Source organism: Pseudonocardia zijingensis (genome assembly GCF_042657305.1).
Taxonomy (GTDB): domain Bacteria; phylum Actinomycetota; class Actinomycetes; order Mycobacteriales; family Pseudonocardiaceae; genus Pseudonocardia; species Pseudonocardia zijingensis.
The window spans coordinates 121,126-142,971 of the sequence record NZ_JBHSKO010000016.1; the positions used below are offsets into that span (position 1 = coordinate 121,126).

The 21,846-nt window shown below is 75.0% G+C and carries 17 protein-coding genes; 7 read left to right on the top strand and 10 right to left on the bottom strand.

Going from position 1 to position 21,846, the window contains the following annotated elements:
• Window positions 1-21 precede the first annotated feature (21 nt).
• The 4 genes from egtD to egtA are packed head-to-tail and all read right to left on the bottom strand — an operon-like array spanning window position 22 to window position 4,467.
• Window positions 22-990 (bottom strand): L-histidine N(alpha)-methyltransferase, encoded by a 969-nt coding sequence (gene egtD / locus ACFPL3_RS27115; RefSeq protein WP_343943328.1) that lies wholly within the window; start codon window positions 988-990, stop codon window positions 22-24.
• Window positions 987-1,808, bottom strand: a complete 822-nt coding sequence (gene egtC, locus ACFPL3_RS27120; RefSeq protein ID WP_343943327.1) for an ergothioneine biosynthesis protein EgtC — start codon at window positions 1,806-1,808, stop codon at window positions 987-989. Before egtC ends, egtD begins: the two co-directional genes overlap by 4 nt.
• Complete coding sequence (gene egtB, locus ACFPL3_RS27125) at window positions 1,808-3,160, bottom strand: ergothioneine biosynthesis protein EgtB (RefSeq protein WP_343943326.1); 1,353 nt, start codon at window positions 3,158-3,160, stop codon at window positions 1,808-1,810. Before egtB ends, egtC begins: the two co-directional genes overlap by 1 nt.
• On the bottom strand, window positions 3,157-4,467 hold the full coding sequence (egtA, locus tag ACFPL3_RS27130; protein WP_343943325.1) for an ergothioneine biosynthesis glutamate--cysteine ligase EgtA: 1,311 nt from the start codon (window positions 4,465-4,467) through the stop codon (window positions 3,157-3,159). The genes egtB and egtA overlap by 4 nt, the downstream gene beginning before the upstream one ends.
• 101 nt (window positions 4,468-4,568) lie before the next feature.
• Between egtA and ACFPL3_RS27135 the strand changes: the two genes are divergently transcribed.
• Window positions 4,569-5,138, top strand: coding sequence for a TetR/AcrR family transcriptional regulator (locus ACFPL3_RS27135; protein ID WP_343943324.1), 570 nt, complete (start codon window positions 4,569-4,571; stop codon window positions 5,136-5,138).
• Window positions 5,139-5,205: 67 nt separating this feature from the next.
• Here the strand turns inward: ACFPL3_RS27135 and ACFPL3_RS27140 are convergent, their stop codons facing one another.
• The gene (locus ACFPL3_RS27140) at window positions 5,206-7,092 is read right to left on the bottom strand and encodes an ABC transporter ATP-binding protein (RefSeq protein WP_379589711.1); all 1,887 of its coding nucleotides are present in this window, start codon (window positions 7,090-7,092) and stop codon (window positions 5,206-5,208) included.
• Between the two features lie 111 nt (window positions 7,093-7,203).
• Here ACFPL3_RS27140 and ACFPL3_RS27145 point away from each other — a divergent pair, with 111 nt between their 5' ends.
• The gene (locus ACFPL3_RS27145; RefSeq protein ID WP_343943323.1) at window positions 7,204-8,751 is read left to right on the top strand and encodes an amidase; all 1,548 of its coding nucleotides are present in this window, start codon (window positions 7,204-7,206) and stop codon (window positions 8,749-8,751) included.
• Between the two features lie 369 nt (window positions 8,752-9,120).
• Here ACFPL3_RS27145 and ACFPL3_RS27150 read toward each other — a convergent pair whose 3' ends face one another.
• The 3 genes from ACFPL3_RS27150 to ACFPL3_RS27160 form a co-directional block, all read right to left on the bottom strand.
• A complete protein-coding gene (locus ACFPL3_RS27150) occupies window positions 9,121-9,924 on the bottom strand; it encodes an enoyl-CoA hydratase/isomerase family protein (protein WP_343943322.1) in 804 nt (267 codons plus the stop codon).
• Window positions 9,925-9,963: 39 nt separating this feature from the next.
• Entirely contained in the window at window positions 9,964-10,173 is a 210-nt protein-coding gene (locus ACFPL3_RS27155; protein WP_028932228.1) for a helix-turn-helix domain-containing protein, read from the bottom strand.
• A gap of 326 nt (window positions 10,174-10,499) precedes the next feature.
• Window positions 10,500-12,122, bottom strand: coding sequence for an ABC-F family ATP-binding cassette domain-containing protein (locus ACFPL3_RS27160; protein ID WP_343943321.1), 1,623 nt, complete (start codon window positions 12,120-12,122; stop codon window positions 10,500-10,502).
• 131 nt (window positions 12,123-12,253) lie between these two features.
• Here ACFPL3_RS27160 and ACFPL3_RS27165 point away from each other — a divergent pair, with 131 nt between their 5' ends.
• Entirely contained in the window at window positions 12,254-13,072 is an 819-nt protein-coding gene (locus ACFPL3_RS27165) for an SDR family oxidoreductase (protein ID WP_343943320.1), read from the top strand.
• A 56-nt stretch (window positions 13,073-13,128) separates the two neighbouring features.
• Here the strand turns inward: ACFPL3_RS27165 and ACFPL3_RS27170 are convergent, their stop codons facing one another.
• Entirely contained in the window at window positions 13,129-14,646 is a 1,518-nt protein-coding gene (locus tag ACFPL3_RS27170) for a deoxyguanosinetriphosphate triphosphohydrolase family protein (protein WP_343943319.1), read from the bottom strand.
• Window positions 14,647-14,789: 143 nt separating this feature from the next.
• Between ACFPL3_RS27170 and ACFPL3_RS27175 the strand changes: the two genes are divergently transcribed.
• The 3 genes from ACFPL3_RS27175 (at window position 14,790) to ACFPL3_RS27185 (ending at window position 17,468) form a co-directional block, all read left to right on the top strand.
• Window positions 14,790-15,971, top strand: a complete 1,182-nt coding sequence (locus ACFPL3_RS27175; protein WP_379589712.1) for a lycopene cyclase family protein — start codon at window positions 14,790-14,792, stop codon at window positions 15,969-15,971.
• A 77-nt stretch (window positions 15,972-16,048) separates the two neighbouring features.
• Window positions 16,049-16,498, top strand: a complete 450-nt coding sequence (locus tag ACFPL3_RS27180) for a universal stress protein (RefSeq protein ID WP_343944578.1) — start codon at window positions 16,049-16,051, stop codon at window positions 16,496-16,498.
• Between the two features lies 1 nt (window position 16,499).
• Window positions 16,500-17,468 carry an adenylate/guanylate cyclase domain-containing protein gene (locus ACFPL3_RS27185; protein WP_343944577.1) on the top strand — a complete coding sequence of 323 codons (969 nt, stop codon included), beginning with the start codon at window positions 16,500-16,502 and terminating at the stop codon, window positions 17,466-17,468.
• A 47-nt stretch (window positions 17,469-17,515) separates the two neighbouring features.
• Here the strand turns inward: ACFPL3_RS27185 and ACFPL3_RS27190 are convergent, their stop codons facing one another.
• Window positions 17,516-18,676: a substrate-binding domain-containing protein gene (locus ACFPL3_RS27190; RefSeq protein WP_343944576.1), complete on the bottom strand. Its 1,161-nt coding sequence runs from the start codon at window positions 18,674-18,676 to the stop codon at window positions 17,516-17,518.
• A 134-nt stretch (window positions 18,677-18,810) separates the two neighbouring features.
• On the opposite strand from ACFPL3_RS27190, the gene ACFPL3_RS27195 reads away from it, so the two are divergent.
• Entirely contained in the window at window positions 18,811-21,840 is a 3,030-nt protein-coding gene (locus tag ACFPL3_RS27195) for an alpha-mannosidase (RefSeq protein WP_343944575.1), read from the top strand.
• Window positions 21,841-21,846 lie beyond the last annotated feature (6 nt).

A 21,846-nucleotide genomic window follows, 5' to 3' on the forward strand; every position in this document is an offset into this window, starting at 1 on the left:
TCGTCGCACGCCCGGCGCTGATCACACGGCTGTGGCCAGGGTGAGCGCCATCCGTTCCTCCGGGTCGGTCCAGCTCCGCACCACGGCGAACCCGGCCCCGGCGAGCATCGAGCGCACCCCCGGGAGCCGGAACTTGGCCGAGATCTCCGTGCACATCGCCTCCCCCGCCGCGAAATCGACGGTGAGGTCCAGCTCGGCCAGGGTGACGGTCATCGCCCGCCGCGCGACGAGGTGCATCTCGATCCACTCGTGCTCGGCGTCCCAGACCGCCTCGTGGTCGAACGCGTCGACGTCGAAGTCGGCCGCGAGCTCCCGGTTGAGCACGTGCAGCACGTTGCGGTTGAACTCGGCGGTGACGCCCGCCGCGTCGTCGTAGGCGGGCACCAGCACCGCCGGGTCGACGACGAGCCCGGTGCCGAGCAGGAACTGCTCGCCCGGCCGCAAGGTGGCGCGCAGCGCCCGCAGGAACCGCGCCCGCTCCGGCGGCAGCAGGTTGCCGATGGTGCCGCCGAGGAACGCGACCATCCGGTGTCCCTGTGGCGGCAGCCGGTCGAGGTGGGCCGTGAAGTCGCCGACCACGCCGTGCAGCTCCAGGCCCGGGTAGTCGGCCGCCAGCGCGTCGAGGGCGTCGCGCAGGGCGGGAGCGCTCACGTCCTGGGGCACGTAGCGGCGCAGCGTGCCCGCCCGGCGGAACGCATCGAGCAGAAGGCGGGTCTTGGCCGAGGAACCCGACCCCAGCTCGACGATCGTGTCGGCGCCCGACGCCACCGCGATCTCGTCGGCGCTGCGCTCCAGCAGAGCGCGTTCGGTGCGGGTGGGGAAGTACTCCGGCAGCTCCGTGATCTTCTCGAACAGTTCGCTGCCCCGTGCGTCGTAGAACCACTTGGGCGGCAGGTGCTTCGGGTAGGCGGTGAGACCGGCCCGCGCGTCGGCGCGCAGGGCGGCGTCGGCGTCGGCGCCGGTGAGGTGGATGTCGACCAGGGCGGTCATCGCGCTCCTCGGACGGTGGACGCCCCGGCGGTGGCCCGGGGCGCAGGGGTGGCCGCTGGGGTGGTCGCAGTGACGGGTGCCAGCGGCGTGCAGCGGTGGCTGCCGGGCGCGGCCGCGACCAGGTGCCGGTCGGGCACCTCCTGCCAGCCCGGCCCGGCGTCGAGCGGTTCGGAGGCGACCAGCGCCCCGTGGGCGTCGGTGCGGACGCACAGCGAGTGGTGCCACGCGGTGGCCCAGATCGCGGTGCCGTCGGTGAGCAGCAGGTTGAGCCGCGACCCGGGAGCCACGGCCGCCACCTCGGTGACGACCCCGGCCAGCGCGTCGCCCGGTTCGGCGCCCGCCCGCAACCGGTGGCGCACCAGCGCCCACAGCAGCGCCGCGTCGGTGGGGGCGTCGAGGGTGAGCAGGTCGGCCACCGGCAGCGCCTGCGCGAGCGGCGCCACCGAGTGTGGCCACCCGCGCACCACCCCGTTGTGGCTGAACAGCCACCGGCCCTCCGCGAACGGCGCCGCGGCGGTGTCGGTGACCGGCATGCCCACCGTGGCCGACCGGGCCGCGGCCAGCACCCCACCGGAGCGAGTGGCCGCCGCGACCGCGGCGAACGAGGCGTCCGACCACATCGGCTGCGCACTGCGGTAGCGCGCCGCCGGCCCACCCGGCTCCGGGTACCAGCCGGCCCCGAACCCGTCGGCGTTGATCGTGCCCCCACCGCGCATGTCGGCCGGGGCGTAGCTCTGGTGCAGCAGCGAGTGCGGCGGTTCCAGCACGAGCGAGGCCAGCGTGACCGACGCCCCGACGTAGGCCAGGTGACGGCACACTAGGCGGCCACGTCCCCGGGGCGGGCGTCGCGCGCGCAGCGGAACCCGGCGAAGATCTGCCGGCGGATCGGGTGGTCCCAGTTGCGGAACGTGCCCCGGATCGCCGCGGGCGCCGTGCCGAACGAACCGCCGCGCAGCACCCGGTAGTCGCCACCGAAGAACACCTGCGAGTACTCCGGGTACGGGAACACCTCGAAGCCCGGGTAGGGGTGCCAGCCCGAGCTCGTCCACTCCCACACGTCACCGATCAACTGCTGCACCCCCAGCGGGGACGCCCCCAGCGGGTGGGCGCCCGCCGCGGCGGGCTGCAGGTGGCGCTGGCCGAGGTTGGCGTGGGCGGGCGTGGGGTCCTCATCGCCCCACGGGTAGCGCCGCGACCGCCCCGTGGCCGGGTCGTAGCGGGCGGCCTTCTCCCACTCCACCTCCGTGGGCAGCCGCTTGCCCACCCACCGCGCGTAGGCCTGCGCCTCGTGGAAGCACACGTGCACCACCGGCTCGTCGGCCGGCACCGGCTCCACCACCCCGAACCGGCGCCGGAACCAGATGCCGGACCCGTCGCGCTGCCAGAACTGCGGAGCCTCCAACCCGGCCGACACGCGGTGGGCCCAGCCCTCCTCGCTCCACCACCGCGGGTCGTCGTAGCCGCCCGCATCGACGAACGCCGCGTACTCGCCGTTGGTGACCGCCGCGGTGTCGATCACGAACGCCGGCACGTCGACGACGTGGGCCGGCCGCTCGTTGTCCAGCGCCCACGGCTCGGTGGAGGTGCCCATGGTGAAGGGACCACCCGGCACCAGCACCTCGCGCACCGCGGGCGGACGCCCGGCGGGCGGCGGCGGCGCGTGCAGCACCGGGGCGCCCGCGCGCAGCTGGTGGGTGGCCAGCATCGTCTCGTCGTGCTGCTGCTCGTGCTGCACGATCATGCCGAACGCGAACCCGTGCTCCACGAGCCTGCGCCCGGACAGCGGCGTGCGTTCCAGCGCGTCGAGCGCCTTGTCGCGCACCTCGGCGACGTATGTGCGGGTCTCCGCCGGCGTGAGCAGCGGCAGATCGACCCGGCTCGCGCGGGAGTGCTGGAACGCGTCGTAGAGCCCGTCGATCTCCGGGCGCAGCGGCTCACGGCCGCCGACGTCGCGCACCAGCCACAGCTCCTCCTGGCTCCCGATGTGGGCGAGGTCCCACACCAGCGGCGACATGAGCGGCGAGTGCTGGGCCACGAGGTCGGCCTCGTCGACCGCCTCGGTGAGCTGCGTGCTGCGGTCCCGCGACTCGGCGAGCAGGCCGGCCACGCGGGAGCGCAGCTCCTCGGCGGTGAGCGGGGTGTCGGGCGGGGTGGTCGGTGGGGTGGTCATGGTGTGGGTCCCTCCGGAAGGTCCGGATCGTCGGCGGGACATCGCCCGCGGAGTACCTGGTGCTCGTGCATGGACGTGAGCTCGTCGTGCACCCAGCGCGGGGCGCCGACGGCGGGCAGCCGGTCGATGGCGAGCTCGAAGACGGTGGACGCCGCGCGGGCGAGCACGCGGTCGGACAGGCCGTGGCGCGCTGCCGAGGTCCAGCGCCCCTCGGCCGGCGCGGCGGCGTCGCGGGCGCGGTCGATCGTGGCGGGGTCGGACAGCAGCGCCACGAGCACGGCGACCGGCAGCGCCCACCGCCTGCCCGGCTGGGCGTCGAGGTAGCGCACCTCGAGGTGGCCGTGCGGGCGGACCGGCGGGAACAGCGTGGAGACGTGGTAGTCGAGGTCGGCGGTGGTGGGCGGCTGAGGCAGGGCGCCGTCGATCCAGTCGGCGAAGGTGACGCCGCGGGGCACGTGCCACGGGCCGGGCCTGCGCACGGCCAGCACGGGGGTGTCGAGCACCCGGCGGGCCCACCCCGCCGTGGGGTCGCCGCCCGCGGTGTCGGCAGCGGGCGGCGGCGCCGTGCGCGCGGGGTCGGCGTTCTGCCAGGCCGCCCACCGCGAGGACTTCCAGCCGGTGCGCCTGCCGTGCAGCGTGGGCGAATTGGCGAATGCGCCGAGCAGCACGGGGCCCACCGCGTGGAGCAGGGACCAGCGGGCGCCGACCTCCGCGGGCTCGCCCGCGTCGACGCAGACCTGGACGGCCGCGGTGGAGCACATCGCGCTGCGGCCGAAGGGCCCGCGGCGGTCGAAGGACTCCTCCATGGCCGCGTAACGGGGCAGCTGCAGAATGCGGCGGGGCGGGCGGATCGCGTCGGTGGCGCGGGGCGAGGGCTGCAGCCCCGCGGCGGCGAGTCGCTCGTGCAGGACGGCCGTGTCGGCGATGACGGTCTGCAGGAGGGCGGTGAGATCAGGGCTCGGTGGGCTGGCCAGTTCGATCTGGCCGCCGGGTTCGACCGTGACGGTGGAACCGGAGGGGAGGGACTGCGCGGGGGACGACGGGTCGAGGCCGGCCGGGCTGTGCGGGCCGAGCGCGGCGGCGAGCTCCGCGGCCGTGGGTAACGCACGGGGCTCGGGAGGACGGTGCAGGAGCCACTCGAGCTCGACGCCGATGAGCCGCGGTGGACCGTGCTTGAAACACACGGACCCGACGTGGGTCTCGGCGTCGGCGCAGTCGCGCAGCACCGACGGACCCGGATCGGGCTGCCCCGCCTCCGGACCCGTGTTCTGCTGCGGGACCTCCACGATCGCCGCCTTCTCCGACATGCCAGCGACGCTACCCGCGGGCCCGGACATTTTCGGGTGACGAGACGATGACGTCCTTCCCAAGCCGTACGTACGGTTGGAGAAGCCGGTATCGTCGGCGCGTGCCCAGGGTCAGCTCCGACCAGCTCGCAGCCCGGCGGCAACAGATCCTCGACGGCGCACGCAGCTGTTTCGCCCGCCACGGCTACGAGGGCGCCACGGTGCGACGCCTGGAGCAGGCCACCGGCCTGTCCCGGGGCGCCATCTTCCACCACTTCCGCGACAAGGAGGCGCTGTTCCTCGCGCTCGCGGAGCAGGACGCCGAGCGGATGGCCGACGTCGTGGCCGCGCAGGGCCTCGTGCAGGTGATGCGCGAGCTCCTGTCGTCCCCGCAGCCCCTCGGCACGGGCTGGACCGGCACCTTCCTCGAGGTCGCCCGCCGCGGCCGCACCGACCCGGACTTCCGCGACCGCTGGCGCGCCCACGCCGAGGCCCTCACCGCCGCCACCGAGCAGCGCCTCGCCCGGCAGGCCGCTGCGGGCACCCTGCGCGACGACGTCCCCGTCCCCGTGCTGGCGCGCTACCTGGAGCTGGTGCTGGAGGGCCTGGTCTCCCAGCTGGCCATGGGCCTGCGCCCCGACCACCTGGAGGGGGTCCTCGACGTCGTGGAGGGCTCGGTCCGCCGCCGCTGAGGTGACACCGAGCCGTACCAACGGCACCCCCGTACCGCTCTATCGGACGGGGGTGCCGTTCGTACGCTCAGCTCACCAGGTGTTCCTCCCGGCCGAGCGCGAACTGCGTGCGGTGCAGGCGGGCGTAGCGCCCGTCGCGCGCGAGGAGTTCCTCGTGCGTGCCGCGCTCGACGATCCGCCCCTGCTCCAGCACGGCGATCTGGTCGGCGGCGCGCACCGTGGACAGCCGGTGGGCGATCACGATCGCGGTGCGGCCGTCGAGCGCCTCGGCGAGCGCCTCCTGGACCGCGGCCTCCGACTCGGAGTCGAGGTGGGCGGTTGCCTCGTCGAGGATCACCACGCGGGGGCGGGCGAGCAGCAGCCGCGCGATCGTGAGGCGCTGGCGTTCGCCGCCGGAGAGCCGGTAGCCGCGCTCCCCCACCACCGTGTCGAGGCCGTCGGGGAGCGACTCGAGGAGCGCGCCGAGGCGGGCGCGGCGCAGCGCGTCGACGATCTCGGCGTCGGTGGCCTCGGGAGCGGCGTAGCGGAGGTTGGCGCGGATCGTGTCGTGGAACAGGTGCCCGTCCTGGGTCACCACGCCGACGGCGCCGCGCAGCGACGCGAACGTCAGGTCCCGCACGTCGACGCCCGCGAGCTCGACCGAGCCGGAGTCGACGTCGTAGAGCCGCGCCACGAGGGACGCGAGGGTGGACTTCCCGGCACCGGAGGAGCCGACGAGCGCCACGAGCTGCCCCGCACCGACCTCGAGGTCGACGCCGTGCAGCACCTCCTCGCCGCCGCGCGAGTCGAGCACGGCGACCTCCTCGAGGGAGGCGAGCGAGACCCGGTCGGCGCTCGGGTAGCCGAAGCGCACGCCGGACAGCCGCACGTCGACCGGCCCGTCGGGCAGGGCCACGGCGCCGGGCTTCTCCATGATCATCGGCTTCAGGTCGAGGACCTCGAAGACCCGCTCGAACGACACGAGCGCGGTCATCACGTCGACGCGGGCGTTCGCGAGCGCGGTCATCGGCGTGTAGAGGCGGGTGAGCAGCAGCGCGAGCGTGACGACGGTGCCCGCCTCGATGCGACCGGTGACGGCCAGCCAGCCGCCCAGCCCGTAGACCAGCGCCTGAGCCAGCGCGGACACCAGCGACAGCGCCGTGACGAACACCCGCGAGACCATCGCGGTGCGCACGCCGATGTCGCGGACGCGCTCGGCCCGCTCGCCGAACTCGGCCACCTCCTCGTCCGGGCGGCCGAAGAGCTTCACGAGGGTGGCGCCGGGCGCGGAGAACCGCTCGGTCATCTGGTTGCCCATCGCCGCGTTGAGGTCGGCGGCCTCGCGGCGCAGGTCGGCCAGGCGGCGCCCGAACCGGCGCGCCGGGATCACGAAGATCGGCAGCAGCACGAGCGCGAGCAGGGTGACCTGCCAGGCGAGCGAGATCATCACGGCGAGCGCGAGCGTGAGCTGGATGGCGTTGCTCAGCACCGTGGCCAGCGTCGTGGTGATCGCCGACTGGGCACCGATGACGTCGTTGTTCAGCCTGCTCACGAGCGCGCCGGTGCGCGTGCGGGTGAAGAAGGCGATCGGCATCCGCTGGACGTGCTCGAACACCGCGCGGCGCAGGTCGACGATCACGCCCTCGCCGACGCGGGCGGAGAACCAGCGCGAGCCGAGCCCGACAACGGCCTCGAGGATCGCGAGCGCCGCGATGCCCCCGGCGAGGCCCAGGATCGTGGCGGTGGCCACCGACGCCTCGCCGCCCGCGACGATCGCGTCGACCACGCGGCCGGCCAGCACGGGCGTGAGCACGCCCACCGTGGCCGACACGACCGTCAGCAGCAGGTAGGCGAGCAGCCGGCCGCGGTACGGGCGCGCGAACGCCCAGATCCGCGGAATCGTGCCCTTCTTGATCGATTTCGGCGCGTCCGCGCCGCGCACGACCCCGCGCAGCATGCCCATCGGCCGGTCCACGAGCGGCCCCCTTCACTTACACCGTTGCAACTCGAGTTCCAACGCATTGGACGTCCTCTCTACTCCCGTGCCCGTACTACGTTCGGAGCACCCATCGAGCAGGAGGTCGCCATGCCACTCGACCCGCCCGACCGCACCGCCCTCCGCGCCGCAGCCGACCGCCACGGGCTCGGGCTCTCCGACCCCGACCTCGAGTCCTTCGGCCCGTTCGTCCACGGGCTGCTGTCGTCGTGGGACGTCGTGGAGCAGCTCTACGCCGAGTCCGCCCCCGTCGCACCGGAGCGCGCATGGCAGCGACCACAGGCCGCGGACAACCCGTACGGCGCCTGGTACGTCACCACGGAAATCACCGAAGGCGGTCAGGGGCCGCTCGCCGGGCGCACCGTGGCGGTGAAGGACAACACGGCCGTCGCGGGCGTGCCGTTGATGAACGGCTCGCCGTACCTGGAGGGCTACGTCCCGCTGCGCGACGCCACGATCGTCTCGCGGCTGCTGGCGGCGGGCGCCACGATCGCAGGCAAGGCGGTGTGCGAGGACCTCTGCTTCTCGGGCGGCTCGCACACCTCCCGCCCGGCCCCCGTCCGCAACCCGTGGGACGAGACCCGCTCGGCCGGCGGCTCCTCCTCCGGCAGCGCCGCGCTGGTGGCGGGCGAGGTCGTCGACGTCGCCACGGGCGGTGACCAGGGTGGTTCGGTGCGGATCCCGTCCGCGTACAGCGGCACGGTGGGGCACAAACCGACCTACGGGCTGGTGCCCTACACCGGCGCGTTCCCCATCGAGCAGACCATCGACCACCTCGGCCCGATCACCCGCACGGTGGCCGACGCGGCGCTCGTGCTGTCGGTGATCGCCGGCCCGGACGGGCTGGATCCCCGCCAGCACCGCGACCTCGTGCCCGACGACTACGTGGACGCGCTCGCCCGGGGCGCGGAGGGCCTGCGGGTCGGGGTGGTCGCCGAGGGCTTCGGGCACCCCAACTCCGAACCGGAGGTCGACGACGCCGTGCGCGCGGGCGTCGACGTCCTGCGCGGCGCGGGCCTGGTGGCCGAGGAGGTGTCGATCCCCTGGCACGCGCACGGTGCGCGCATCTGGGACGTCATCGCCACCGAGGGCGCGATGACACAGATGGTGGACGGCAACGGCTACGGCATGAATCGCGACGGGCTCTACGACCCGGAGGTCGTGGCGTACTACGGCGGCAGGTGGCGCGCCGACGGCAGCGACTTCTCCGAGACCGTGAAGCTGGTGCTCCTGGCGGGCGGCTACGCCGTCGAGCGCACGCACGGCAGCCACTACGCCATGGCGCGCAACCTCGTGCCCCGCCTGCGCGCGGCCTACGACGAGGCACTGGCCCGTTACGACGTGCTCGTCATGCCCACGCTGCCGCTGCGCGCCACGACGCTCCCGCCTGCCGGCGCACCCCGCGAGGAGGTGATCCCCCGCGCGCTGGAGATGGTGGCCAACACCTGCGTCACCGACGTCACGGGCCACCCGGCCTGCTCGGTGCCCGCAGGCGTGGCGGGCGGCCTCCCGGTCGGAATGATGATCATCGGGAGGCACTTCGCCGACGCCGACGTGCTGCGGGTGGCCCACACGTTCGAGCAGGCGGTCGGCGGGTTCCCGGCGCCACCGCGCGCGACGGCGGCGACCGGCGCCTGACCCACTTCTGTCCCCGCATCGAGGGCGCTGGCCGGGTCGCGGTGGACGCACCGGTCGCCGCGCCTGGCCGGGGGCATCGTCCCCGCGCTCGGTGAACTGGGCGCCGATCTCGCGGCCGGTGCGATCCCGCCCGCGGTGACCCGGCACACCTGCGCCGCCTCCACCAGCTCGGTCACGGGCTCGGGGATCGCGGCGGCCCGCCCGGCGCCCTGGCCGCAGCCGGCCGCGACGTCGCCCTGCGCATCGTGCGCCTCCACGGCCCGCGCCGCGCGTCGGAGCGCTGGTCCGCTGCGGGATCGCCCTCACGGCCGGCCGTCGCGACGACCCCGATCAGCCTGTTCGTGCTGCCGGCGTAGCCGCGTCCCGGGTTCAGCCCTCGCCCGCGGCCAGCGAGCGGAGCCTGCGCAGCTGGGCCGCCCGCTCGGCGGCGAGGGCCTGCGCCGGGTCGGCGCCCTCGGCCACCCCCGTGAGCAGGCGGAGGGTCTCGGCCGCGGCCTTCGGCGGTGCCGTGACCAAGGCAGCGACGGCCGCGTCGACGGCCCCGTCGAGCTCCGCGCGGGGCACGGAGCGCAGCGCGAGGCCCGTGGACACCGCCTCGTCCGCGCCCACGCGGCGACCCGACAGGCAGATCTCCACGGCGCGCGCGTAGCCGACGGCGTGCACGAGCGGGTACGTGCCGCCGAGGTCCGGGACGATGCCCAGCCCGGTCTCGGCCATGCAGAACTGCACGTCGTCGGCGACGACGCGCAGGTCGCACGCGAGCGCCAGCTGGAAGCCCGCGCCGATCGCGTGGCCCTGCACGGCGGCCACGGTGACCCGCGCGGGGTCGCGCAGCCACGAGAAGCCGGCCTGGTAGCCCGCGATCGCGGCGTCGGCCTCGTCGTCGGTCAGGGCGGCGATGCCGCTGAGACCGGGCTGCCCGTCCACCTCGGTGGCGGTGAAGAACCTCCGGTCGAGACCCGCGGAGAACGCCCGGCCCGCGCCGCGCACGACCACGGCGCGGACCTCGCCGGGCAGGGACTCCCCGATCTCCCGGAGCGCCTCCCACGTGGCCGGGGTCTGCGCGTTCAACGCCTCCGGCCGCGCGAGCGTGATGGTGGCCCGCGGGCCGTCGACGTCGAACGTCAGGCCGCCGCGTGTCAGGAGCTCCGGGTCGATCGCCGCCGTCGTCATGGCGGGCAGGTTACCGCGGAGTAAGGAGCGGTTGCGCCCCTACTTCTTCTTGGTGCGGGTGGCTCCGCCGCGGCCGCGCAGGGTGACCCCGGTCTCGGACAGCACGCGGTGCACGAACCCGTACGACCGGCCGGTCTGCTCGGCCAGCGCGCGGATGCTGGCGCCCTTCTCGTACTTCTTCTTCAGGTCGGTGGCGAGCTTGTCGCGCTGGGTGCCGGTGATGCGAGCACCCTTCTTCAGATCGGCCATGACACCTGATCTCCTTCGCCCACCTGCGCGGACCGCAGGTAGATCGTTTCCGGCTCCCCCCGGTGGGGCAATGATCGTCCACGGAAGTACCCCGTGCCAGGAGATCCACTCGGTGATCGGCGAACGGTTCCGCCGAATGGATCACGCGTACGGGTGATCATTGCCTCCCGCAGCACACCTCGACGTCACCCCGTCGCCACCTCGATGTCACCCCGGAAGGGGAGCAAGGGCCGCCGGAACCCGTCCGAGGACCCCGCGACGGCCGTCGCCACGCTTCGCAGGACGACCCGATCGGGTGGCCTGACACGCCGGGATAAATCCCCCGATCAGGCCAACTGCACGAGCTCGAGGTAGTCCGCCGACCAGTGGTCCTCGGTGCCGTCCGGAAGCACGATGACCTTGTCCGGGTGCAGCGCCTCGACCGCGCCCGGGTCGTGGGTGACGAGCACGACGGCCCCCTCGAAGCGACGCAGCGCGTCGAGAACCTGCTCGCGACTGGCCGGGTCGAGGTTGTTGGTGGGCTCGTCGAGCAGCAGCACGTTGGCGGCGCTGGAGACGAGCCCGGCCATCGCGAGCCGGGTGCGCTCACCGCCCGAGAGCGTGCCCGCGGGCTGCTCCAGCTGCTCGCCGGAGAACATGAACGAGCCCAGCACGGTGCGCAGCTGCTGCTCCGGGGCGTCCGGCGAGGCGTGCCGGATGTTCTCCCAGACGCTGGCGTCCATGTCGAGCGTGTCGTGCTCCTGCGCGAAGTAGCCGGTGCGCAGCCCGTGGCCCGGGATCACCGCGCCCGAGTCGGCCTGCTCGGTGCCGGCCAGCAGCCGCAGCAGCGTGGTCTTGCCCGCGCCGTTCAGGCCCAGCACCACGACCTTGGTGCCGCGGTCGACGGCCAGGTCGACGCCGGTGAACACCTCGAGCGACCCGTAGGCCTTCGACAGGTTCTCGGCGGTGAGCGGGGTGCGCCCGCACGGCGCCGGCGTGGGGAACCTGATCCGGGCCACGCGGTCGGCCTGCCGCTCGGGCTCCAGCCCGGCCAGTAGCTCGTCGGCCCGGCGCGCCATGTTCTTGGCGGCGACGGCCTTGGTGGCCTTGGCCCCCATCTTCGCCGCCTGCGCGTGCAACGCCGCGGCCTTCTTCTCAGCGTTGGCGCGCTCGCGGCGGCGGCGCTTCTCGTCGGTGGCGCGCGCCTCCAAGTAGCGCTTCCAGTTCATGTTGTACTGGTCGACCTCGCCGCGGGTGGCGTCGAGGAACCACACCTTGTTGACCACCGCGGCCAGCAGCTCGGTGTCGTGGCTGATCACCACGAGGCCGCCCTCGTGGGACTGCAGGAACCCGCGCAGCCACGTGATGGAGTCGGCGTCGAGGTGGTTGGTGGGCTCGTCGAGCAGCAGCGTGGTGGCGCTCTGCGAGCCCCCGTCGGACGCCGCGAACAGGATCCGGGCGAGCTCGACGCGGCGCCGCTGCCCACCGGACAGCGTGGCGATCTGCTGCTCGAGCACCCGCTCGGGCAGCCCGAGGTTCGTGCAGATCCGGGCGGCCTCGCTCTCGGCCGCGTACCCGCCGAGCGCGGAGAACCGCTCCTCCAGCCGCCCGTACTCGCGCACGGCCTTCTCGTTCTCCGGGCCGTCGACGAGCTCGGCCATCGCGGTCTGGACCTTCTCCAGCTTGCGCAGCAGCTCGTCGAGCCCGCGCGCGGACAGCACGCGGTCCTTCGCGGTGACCGACAGGTCGCCCTCGCGCGGGTCCTGCGGGAGGTAGCCCACCGGCGAGTTGGCGGTGACGGTGCCGCCGTAGGGCTCACCCTCCCCCGCCAGCACGCGCATGGAGGTGGTCTTGCCCGCGCCGTTGCGGCCCACGAGGCCGATGCGGTCGCCGGGCTGCACGCGCAGCGTGGCCCCGGACAGCAGGATCCGGGACCCGGCACGCAGTTCCAGGTCAGAAGCGGTGATCATGTGGAGGTACTCCAGGGTCCGGGCGAGCGGAGAAGGGCGGCGCACAGCCGCCGCACTACTCGATCCGGATCTCGATCACGTACCCAGCGTACCGACCGGGGCCAGCGGATTCCGGAGATAGGGTCGCGCGCATGACCGACGTCACCACCGACCCCCTCGACGCCCTCGTCGGCCGCGACCTCGCGGGCCGCGCCGCCCTCGTCACCGGCGCCAGCCGCGGCATCGGCCACGCGATCGCCGCCGAGCTGCTCACCCGGGGTGCCTCGGTCACCATCACCGCCCGCAAGCCCGACGAGCTCGCCGCCGCCGCCGACGCGCTGGTGGCCGAGGCGGCCGGCGGCGACGCCGACCGGGTGCTGGCCGTGCCGGGCAACGCGGGGTCCGCCGAGGCGCGCGCCGACGCCGTCACCCGCACCGTCGAGCGCTTCGGCAACCTCGCGATCCTGGTCAACAACACCGGGATCAACCCGACCTACGGCCCGCTGGTCGACGCCGACCTCGACGCGGTGCGCAAGACCTTCGACACCAACGTCGTCGCAGCGCTCGGGTTCGTGCAGCAGGCCTACCGGGCGTGGATGGGCGAGCACGGCGGCGCGATCGTCAACCTCGCGTCGGTGGCGGGCCTGCGCTCCACGGGCGTGATCGCCGCCTACGGGGCGTCGAAGGCGGCGCTGATCCGGCTCACCGAGGAACTGGCCGCACAGCTCGGCCCCGCGATCCGCGTCAACGCCGTGGCCCCGGCGATCGTGCGCACGCGGTTCGCCACCGCCCTCTACGCCGATGACGAGGAGGCCGTCGCCGCCGCGTACCCGATGAAGCGGCTCGGCGCGCCGGAGGACGTGGCACGGCTCGTCGGGTTCCTCGTCTCCGACGCGGCGGCGTGGATCACCGGCGAGACGGTGCGCGTCGACGGCGGGATCCTCGCCACGGGCACGCTCGGCTCCGCCTGACCCCCGTGAGTGGATACGAGTGCTGGAGCACTCGTATCCACTCACGGGGTGGCCTCCTACAGCGCGACCGCGTCCACCCACAGCCGGGCCGAGCGCCCGGTGAGCACGTCCAGCAGCGCACCCGCCTGACCGTCGGTGAGCGAGGCTACGTAGTCGACCACCGCGCGCCCGCGGGCCAGCGCGTCGACGTCCGGGGCCGGGCCCAGGAGCCCGTCGGCGGCCAGGCCGCGGTACTCGCCGTGGGCGAGCGCGACGAGGTCGTGCAGGCGGGGCGGGAGCCGCACCGGGTCGTCGCTCGTGAGCCAGTCGGCCAGCGCACCGACCAGCCCGGTCAGCACCGTGGCCTGCCCGCGCTGGTGGGAGGCGAGGTCGGCGCGCCGCAGCACGAACCGGTGGTGCACGAACTTCAGCACCGCCACCTGGTGCCACGGGGCCGTGTCCAGCGCCACCGGGGCGGCCCGCACCGGCGGGTCGGGCAGCACCCGCACGCCCGCCACCAGGCGGGCCGTCCACCGCGCCGAGAACTCGGCCACCGCCCGCTCGGCGGCCATCGACCCGTCGAACGGCACCGCGAGCAGCCCGTCCACGAGCTCGTCGCGCACCACCGCGACGGCGGCGGCGAACGCATCGTCGTCGAACGCCCAGCCGTCCTTGGCGGACAGCCGCCTGCGCAGCCGCTCCAGGTCGGCGCCGGGGCGCACCGGGCCGAGCGCGGTCTCCTCGGCCGCAGCCAGCGCGGCGCGGTCGCGCAGCCACCCGCCGAGCTCGGCGGCCACGCCCGGCTGCGCGAGCACGCCCACCCGGTGGAAGTCCTCGAGGTCGTGGATCGCGTAGGCCACGTCGTCGGCGGTGTCCATCACCGCGGCCTCGACCGTCTGCTGCCACGGACCCACCGCCCCGGCCGCGGCGGCCCGGCTGTCCACCAGGTCGTCGAGCTCGGTGAGGTAGCAGGAGAACTTGGCCGAACCCGCCTCCGGCGCGGACGGCAGCGGCCCCGCACCCCGCGGGGGCAGCCGCGCGGCGCTCGGGTGCGGATCGGGGTGGCTGAGGCGCGCCCACGGGTACTTGAGCACGGCCGCCCGCACCGCCGCGGTGAGGTCGAGCCCCGCACCGCCCGGCCCGTGCAGGTCGATCGTGGTGACCACCCGGAAGCTCTGCGCGTTGCCCTCGAACCCGTCGGGCAGCCCCAGCCGCTCCCGGCCCAGCCGGTCCAGCACCTGCTCACCGAGGTGCCCGAACGGCGGGTGTCCCAGGTCGTGGGCGAGCGCGGCGGCCTCGACGACGTCCGGGTCGCAGCCGCCGAGCCGCTCCACCACCGCCGCCGTGGTGGCGTCGGCGGTGAGGCGCTCGGCGATGGCCCGCGCCACCTGCGCCACCTGCAGGCTGTGGGTCAGCCGGTTGTGCAGCAGCAGCCCGCTGCCGGTCTGGCTCACCACCTGCGTCACGCCGGCGAGGCGCGCGAAGTACGGCGACGCCGCGATGCGGTCGCGGTCGACGCGGAACGGGCTCGCGGCCAGGCCCACCCCGGTCTCCCCCACGCCCGAGCGCCGCGCCGCCCGCGAGTGATCCGCCACGGCCGCAGGTTAGTGCCCCGCGCCCACCGGGGCGGCGCGCGGCGCCCCCGGGAGTTCAGGAACGCCACGTTCCTGAACCTGCGGGACAGCAACGTGGCGTTCCTGAACCGGCCCGGCGGCCCCGCACCGGGCACGATGCCCAGGTGGACCGCGACCCGGACGTGCTCGTCGTCGGCGGTGGCCCCGCCGGACGCGCGCTGGCCGCCGCGGCGGGCGAGCGCGGGCTGCGCACGGTGCTCGTCGACCCGGCACCCGAGGCACCCTGGCGGGCGACGTACGGGTGCTGGGCGCACGAGCTGCCGGCCTGGCTCCCGTCCTCGGCGGTGGCCGCCCGCGCGTCCGGATGCGCGATCGCGCTCTCCGAGCACGAGCTGGGCTGGGAGTACGCGGTGCTGGACGTTCCCGCGCTGCGCGCCCACCTCGACGGGGAGCTGGCCCGACACGGGGTCCGCGCCCACGCGGGGCGCGTGGCCGGGTGGGCGGGCGGGGCCGTCCGGCTGGCCGGGGGCGGGCTGCTGCGGGCCGCGGTGGTCGTGGACGCGGGCGGGCACCGCCAGCCGCTGCGCTGCGGGGACCGCCACCGGCACCCGGCCGAGCAGACGGCGGCGGGCGTCGTGGTCGGGGAGGCGGCGGCTACGCCGCTGGTGACGCCGGGGCGGGCGCTGTTCATGGACTGGCGCCCCGACCACGGCGAGGACGGGCCCGCGACCTTCCTCTACGGGATCCCGCTCGGCGGGGGCGCCGTGCTGCTGGAGGAGACCTCGCTGGTGGCCCGGCCGGGCCTGCCGCTGCCGGTGCTGCGCAGGCGGCTGCGTGCGCGGCTGGCCCGTCACGGCGTCGTCGTGCCCGACGGCGCGGCCACGGAGTCGGTCCGGTTCCCGGTCGACTCGCCCCGCCACGCCACGCCCGGCGTGCTGGGCTTCGGCGCGGCCGCGCCGCTCGTGCACCCGGCGAGCGGGTTCTCCGTGGCCACCTCGCTACGGCTGGCCCCCGCGGTGGCCGACGCGGTGGCCGCGGGGCTGGCGTCCGGGCCGGACCGGGCCCTCGCCGCGGCGCGCGCGGTGGTCTGGCCGCGTGGCGCACGCGCCGTGCACCGGTTCCGCCGGATCGGCCTGGAGGCCCTGCTGCGGATGCCGCCGGCCGAGGTGCCCGCGTTCTTCGAGGCGTTCCTCGGGCTGCCGGAGCACCACCGCTGGTGCTACCTCGTGGGCCGGGCCGACGTCCGGGGCACCGCGGCCGGCATGCGCGCGCTGTGGGCTCGCGCCGGGTGGCGGATGCGCGGGCGGCTGATCGCGCCGGCGCTGCTGCCCCGCACGGGGGTGTGACGTCGCGCGCAGGCGTGGGCCTACCGGCGGTAACCTGCTGGCCACGTTCCCCGCAGCCCCGTTCCCCGGAGGCCCCGATGCCCGCCTACCGCACGATCGTCGTCGGCACCGACGGCTCCCCCACGTCGTTCGGTGCCGTCGACCGCGCCGCGGCCGTGGCCGCCGACAGCGACGCCGAGCTCGTCATCGTCTGCGCCTACACCCCGCCGTCCCGGGAGGACACGGCCGAGGCCGAGGACGCCCTGAAGGACGAGGCCTACCTGGTGGTGGGCTGGAACCCGGCCGAGGAGACGCTGCGCACCGCCGAGGAGCGCGCCACGGCCGCGGGCGCGCGCCGGATCCGCACGCTCGCCGTCGACGGCCCCCCGGTGGACGTGCTGCGCAAGGCGGCCCACGACACCGGCGCCGACCTGCTCGTCGTCGGCAACCGGGGCCTCAACACACTCAGCGGGCGACTGCTCGGCTCGGTCCCATCGGACGTGGCGCGCCGCGCGGGCATCGACGTGCTGATCGTCCACACCACGTGACGTGAGCGACGCACCCGAGGACGCCCTCGAGGAGTTGATCCTCGGGGCGCCGCGCCGCTACACGCGCCGGCAGGTCACCGAGGACGCCGGGCTGGACCTGGCAACGGGCACGCGGCTGTGGCGTGCGCTCGGGTTCGCCGAGGCGGGCGACGACGAGGTGCTGTTCACCGAGCGCGACCTCGAGGCCGTCCGCCTGATGACCCGCCTCACCGAGGCGGGCGTGCTCGCGCCGGACGTGCGGGAGGCGGTGGCGCGGGCGATGGCGCAGTCGCTGTCGCGGCTGGCGGAGTGGCAGGTCGGCATGGTCGTGCGGGTGATCGAGGAGCAGCGCGGCGAGGTCACGCCCGAGGCGTCGCGCGAGGTCGCGGCCGCCGTGCTGCCCGCGCTGGAGGAGCTGCAGACCTACGTGTGGCGCCGCCATCTCGCCGCGGCCGCCCGGCGGATGGCGGTGGGCGCGGGCGGCGAGGAGCCGGACACGTGGCCGCTGGTCGTCGGGTTCGCCGACATGGTCGGGTTCACCCGCACCACCCGCCGCCGGTCCGCGGCCGAGCTCGCCGAGATGATCGAGCGGTTCGGCTCCGCCACCACCGAGGTGATCGCCGACGGGCACGGCCGGATCATCAAGACGGTGGGCGACGAGGTGCTGTTCGTGGCCGACGACGCCGGCGACGGCGCCGCGATCGCGCTCGCACTGCAGGACCGGGTCCGGGCCGAGCCCGCCCTGCCGGAGCTGCGCATCGGGTTGGCGGCGGGCCCGGTGCTGGTGCGCTACGGCGACGTCTACGGCGAGGTGGTCAACATCGCCGCGCGGCTCACCTCCCACGCCCGGCCGGGCAGCGTGCTGGTCGACCGCGGGCTGGCCGAGGCGCTGGCCGACGACCCGCGCTTCACGCTGCGCGCCCTGCGTTCGGTGGCCGTGCGCGGGTACCGGCACCTGCACCCCTGGCTGTTGCAGGCAAGTTCCACCTGAACGAACGGCACCTTCGTCCGATGGAGCGGTACGAAGGTGCCGTTCGTTCAGCCTGGTGGGACCCGGGTGCGGCTCGCGTCGTCGCCGCCGCTCACCACGAGCGTGTTGCGCCCCGGCTCCGCGACCTGGATCTCGGCCCGCAGCACCACGTGCCGGACCGGGCCCTGCCCGCCCGTCAGCCGCTCGTGCACCAGCTGCGCGGCCTGCCTGCCCATCTCCCGGGCGGGCAGGCGGGCCGACACGACCGAGAGCGGGGACACGGCATCCGGGATGGACTGGTCCATGCTGGCGAGTTCGAGGGGGCCCGGGAACCCGATGTCGGTGGCCAGCACGTCCGACACCGCGATCGAGAGCGTGGGGGCGTTGCCGAACAGCAGCGCGGTGAGCGGGTCGCCGGACGCGAGCAGCGCGCGCAGCCTGCGCTGCCGCGCCGCCGCGTCGAGCAGCGCGTAGGGCCGCAGCGCCGAGCGCTCCGGGAACTCGGGGATGCCGTGGTCGCGCAGCGCGCGGCGGTGGCCCGCGAGCCGGTCGCGCACGCTCGTCACGTCCGTCTCGCTCCACAGCACGGCCATGGAGCGGTGGCCGCGTTCGATCATCGCCGTGGTGACGTCGTAGCCGATGGCGAAGTCGTCGAAGAGCACGGCGTCGGTGGGCAGGTCGGGCAGGTAGCGGTCGACGAGCACGACCACCACGCCCTCGCGGCGCAGCTCCTCGATCGCCGCCGCCGCCCGGGAGTGGTCGTGCGCGAACAGCACCACGGCCCGCGCCCCGCCCGCCGCGACGGAGCGCAGGACCTCCCCCTCGTGCGCGGCGCCGTGGGTGTGGGCCACCGTGAGCTGGTGGCCCAGCGCCGCGGTCTCGACGGACAGCCCCGCGAGCACCTCCGCGTCGTGGATGCCCGCCCGCAGGACCGGGCTGACGTAGGCGAGCCCGGGCGATGAACCTCCGGCGGGCCGGGGGGCCGGCCCGCGCTCGGCCACGAAGGTGCCCCGCCCGCGCCTGCGCACGACCACGCCGTCGGCCACCAGCTCGTTGAGGGCCCGGATCGCGGTGGTGGTGGACACGCCGTAGCGCTCGACGATCTCCCGCTGCGTGATGAAGGGCTGGTCCGGGGAGAACTCGCCGCGGCCGATGGAGTCGAGCAGCTCCTGCTTGACCCACGCGAACAGCGCAACTCCGGGGGGCGGCCCACCCGTGCCAGATGCCATCCCGCGCACCGCCCTCCTCGTCATCGGCAGCGACAGCGCCCCACAGTATTGCCCACCGTATTGACGCATTAAAGCGTTGAATCTAGGTTCCTCGATCAACCGATGTCGCGCCGGCTCGCCGAGGAGTCCCCCGCATGCACGACGACCGCGTCCTGATCGAGCGGCGGATCGCGCGCATCCTGCGCGAGCGGTTGCGGCCTGCGGTGCACGGCGCGGACGTCCCCCTGTCCGTCGGGGCCTGGCACGCCCCGGGCGAGCCGGTGCCCGTGGCCGACGCGCTGCGGGCGCCCTACCGGCCGGCCCGGGCGGGCGAGGCGTGGGGCCCGGCCTGGGGCACGAGCTGGTTCCACGTCACGGGGTCGGTGCCGCCGGAGTGGGCGGGCCGCACGGTGGAGGCGGTGATCGACCTCGGGTTCGCGACCGACCGCCCCGGCTTCTCCGCGGAGGCGCTCGTCCACACCCCCGACGGCGCGGCCGTCAAGGGGCTCAACCCGATGAACACGTGGCTGCGCGTGGCCGACCGCGCCGCGGGCGGGGAGCCGGTCGACCTCTACGTCGAGGCGGCGGCCAACCCGCTCGTCCAGGGGGTCGGCTCGCCGCTGGGCGAGGTGCACACCGCCGGACGCGACCCGCTCTACCACCTGCGCCGGGTGGTGCTCGCCGTCTTCGACGCGCCGGTGTGGGAGCTCGTGCAGGACGTCGAGGTGCTCACCGGGCTGATGCACGAGCTGTCGGTCGACGACCCGCGGCGCTGGGAGATCCTGCGCACCCTGCAGCACGCCTTCGACGTGCTCGACCTGCGCGACGTCCCCGGGTCCGCGGCCGCGGTCCGCGCGGCGCTCGCGCCCGCCCTCACCGCGCCCGCCACCGCGAGCGCGCACCGGGTGAGCGCGGTGGGGCACGCCCACATCGACTCCGCGTGGCTGTGGCCGTTGCGCGAGACGGTCCGCAAGGTGGCGCGCACGGTGTCCAACGTGCTCACGCTGATGGACTCCGACCCGGGCTTCGTCTTCGCCATGTCCTCGGCCCAGCAGTGGGCGTGGATGCAGGAGCACCGCCCGGACGTGTGGGAGCGGATGCGCAAGAAGGTGGCGGAGGGCCAGCTGCTGCCCGTCGGCGGGATGTGGGTGGAGTCCGACACCAACATGCCCGGCGGCGAGGCCCTGGCCCGCCAGCTCGTGCACGGCAAGCGGTTCTTCCTCGACGAGCTCGGCGTGGAGACCGAGGAGGTGTGGCTGCCCGACTCGTTCGGCTACACCGCGGCGCTCCCCCAGCTCGTGCGCCTGTCGGCGTCGCGCTGGTTCCTCACGCAGAAGATCTCGTGGAGCCAGTTCAACCGCTTCCCGCACCACACGTTCTGGTGGGAGGGCCTCGACGGCACCCGCGTCTTCACCCACTTCCCGCCGGTCGACACCTACAACGCCGAGCTCTCCGGCGCCGAGATGGCCCACCTGGTGCGCAACTTCGCCGACAAGGGGCTCGCCCACCGCTCCCTGGTGCCGTTCGGCCACGGCGACGGCGGGGGCGGGCCCACCCGGGAGATGCTGGCGCGGGCCGCGCGGCTGCGCGACCTCGAGGGGTCGGCGCGGGTCGAGGTGGAGCCGCCGGCACGGTTCTTCGCCAAGGCGTTCGAGGACTACCCGCAGGCCCCGGTGTGGGTCGGCGAGCTGTACCTGGAGACCCACCGCGGCACCTACACCAGCCAGGCGGGCAACAAGCGGGGCAACCGCCGCAGCGAGCACCTGCTCTACGAGGCCGAGCTGTGGGCCGCCACGGCCGCCGTCCGCACCGGTCACCCGTACCCGTACGACGACCTGGACCGGATCTGGAAGTCGGTGCTGCTGCACCAGTTCCACGACATCCTGCCCGGCTCGTCCATCGCCTGGGTGCACCGCGAGAGCCGCGAGACCTACGCACGCCTGGCCGGGGAGCTCGAGGCGATCATCGCGGCGGCGCAGCGGGCCCTGGCCGGCGATCCCGGCGCCGGTGGCGAGGTGGTGTTCAACGCCGCCCCGCACGACCGCGACGGCGTGCCGGCCCGCGGCGCCTCGCGGGTGGGCGAGCCGCAGCCGCCCGTCACCCGCACCGCGCACGAGGGCGGGTACGTGCTGGACAACGGCCTCGTCCGGGCCACCATCGACGCGCGCGGCCTGCTGGTGTCGGTGGTCGACGCCGCGTCCGGGCGCGACGCGATCGCGCCCGGCAGCCCGGCCAACCTGCTCCAGCTGCACCCCGACCTGCCTGCCGAGTACGACGCGTGGGACGTCGACCACGCCTACCGCAACACCGTCATCGACCTGACCGACGTCGAGGTCCTGGAGCCGGTGGCCGACGCCGCCGTGCGCGTGGTCCGCCGGTTCGGCCGCTCCCGGGTGACCCAGGTGATCTCACTGCCGCCGGGGGCGGGCCGCGTCGACGTCGACACCGAGGTCGACTGGCACGAGAGCGAGACCTTCCTCAAGGTCGCGTTCCCGCTCGACGTCCGGGCGGAGCGCTCCGCGGCCGAGACGCAGTTCGGCTACGTGTACCGCGCCACCGACACCAACACCACCTGGGAAGCCGCGAAGTACGAGATCTGCGCGCACCGCTACCTGCACGTCACCGAACCGGGCTTCGGCGTCGCGCTGGTGAACGACTCGACCTACGGCCACGACGTCACCCGCACCGTGCGCCCCGCCGCGAACGGCACGGCCGGCGGCACGACCACCACCGTGCGGCTGTCCCTGCTGCGCGCGCCCCGCTTCCCCGACCCGGACACCGACCAGGGCGTGCACCGGATGCGCTACGCGCTCGTGCCCGGCGCCGACCTCGCCGACGCCACGCGCGAGGGCCACCGGCTCAACCTGCCCGAGCGGCGGGTGCCCGGCGACACCGAGGTGGCGCCGCTCGTGCGCGTCGACCACGACGGTGTGGTCGTCTCGGCGGTGAAGCTCGCCGACGACGGCTCCGGCGACGTGGTGGTGCGCCTCTACGAGGCACTCGGCGCGCGGGCGGCCGCCCGCCTGGACCTCGGGTTCGCCGCGGCCGCCGTCACCGCGACCGACCTGCTGGAACGCCCCGGCGGCGAGGCGCCGCCGTTCGACGGCACCGGCGTGGAGCTGGCGCTGGGCCCGTTCCAGGTCGTGACGCTGCGGTGCACCCGGCCGCAGGGACCCCTCGAGTAGCACGAC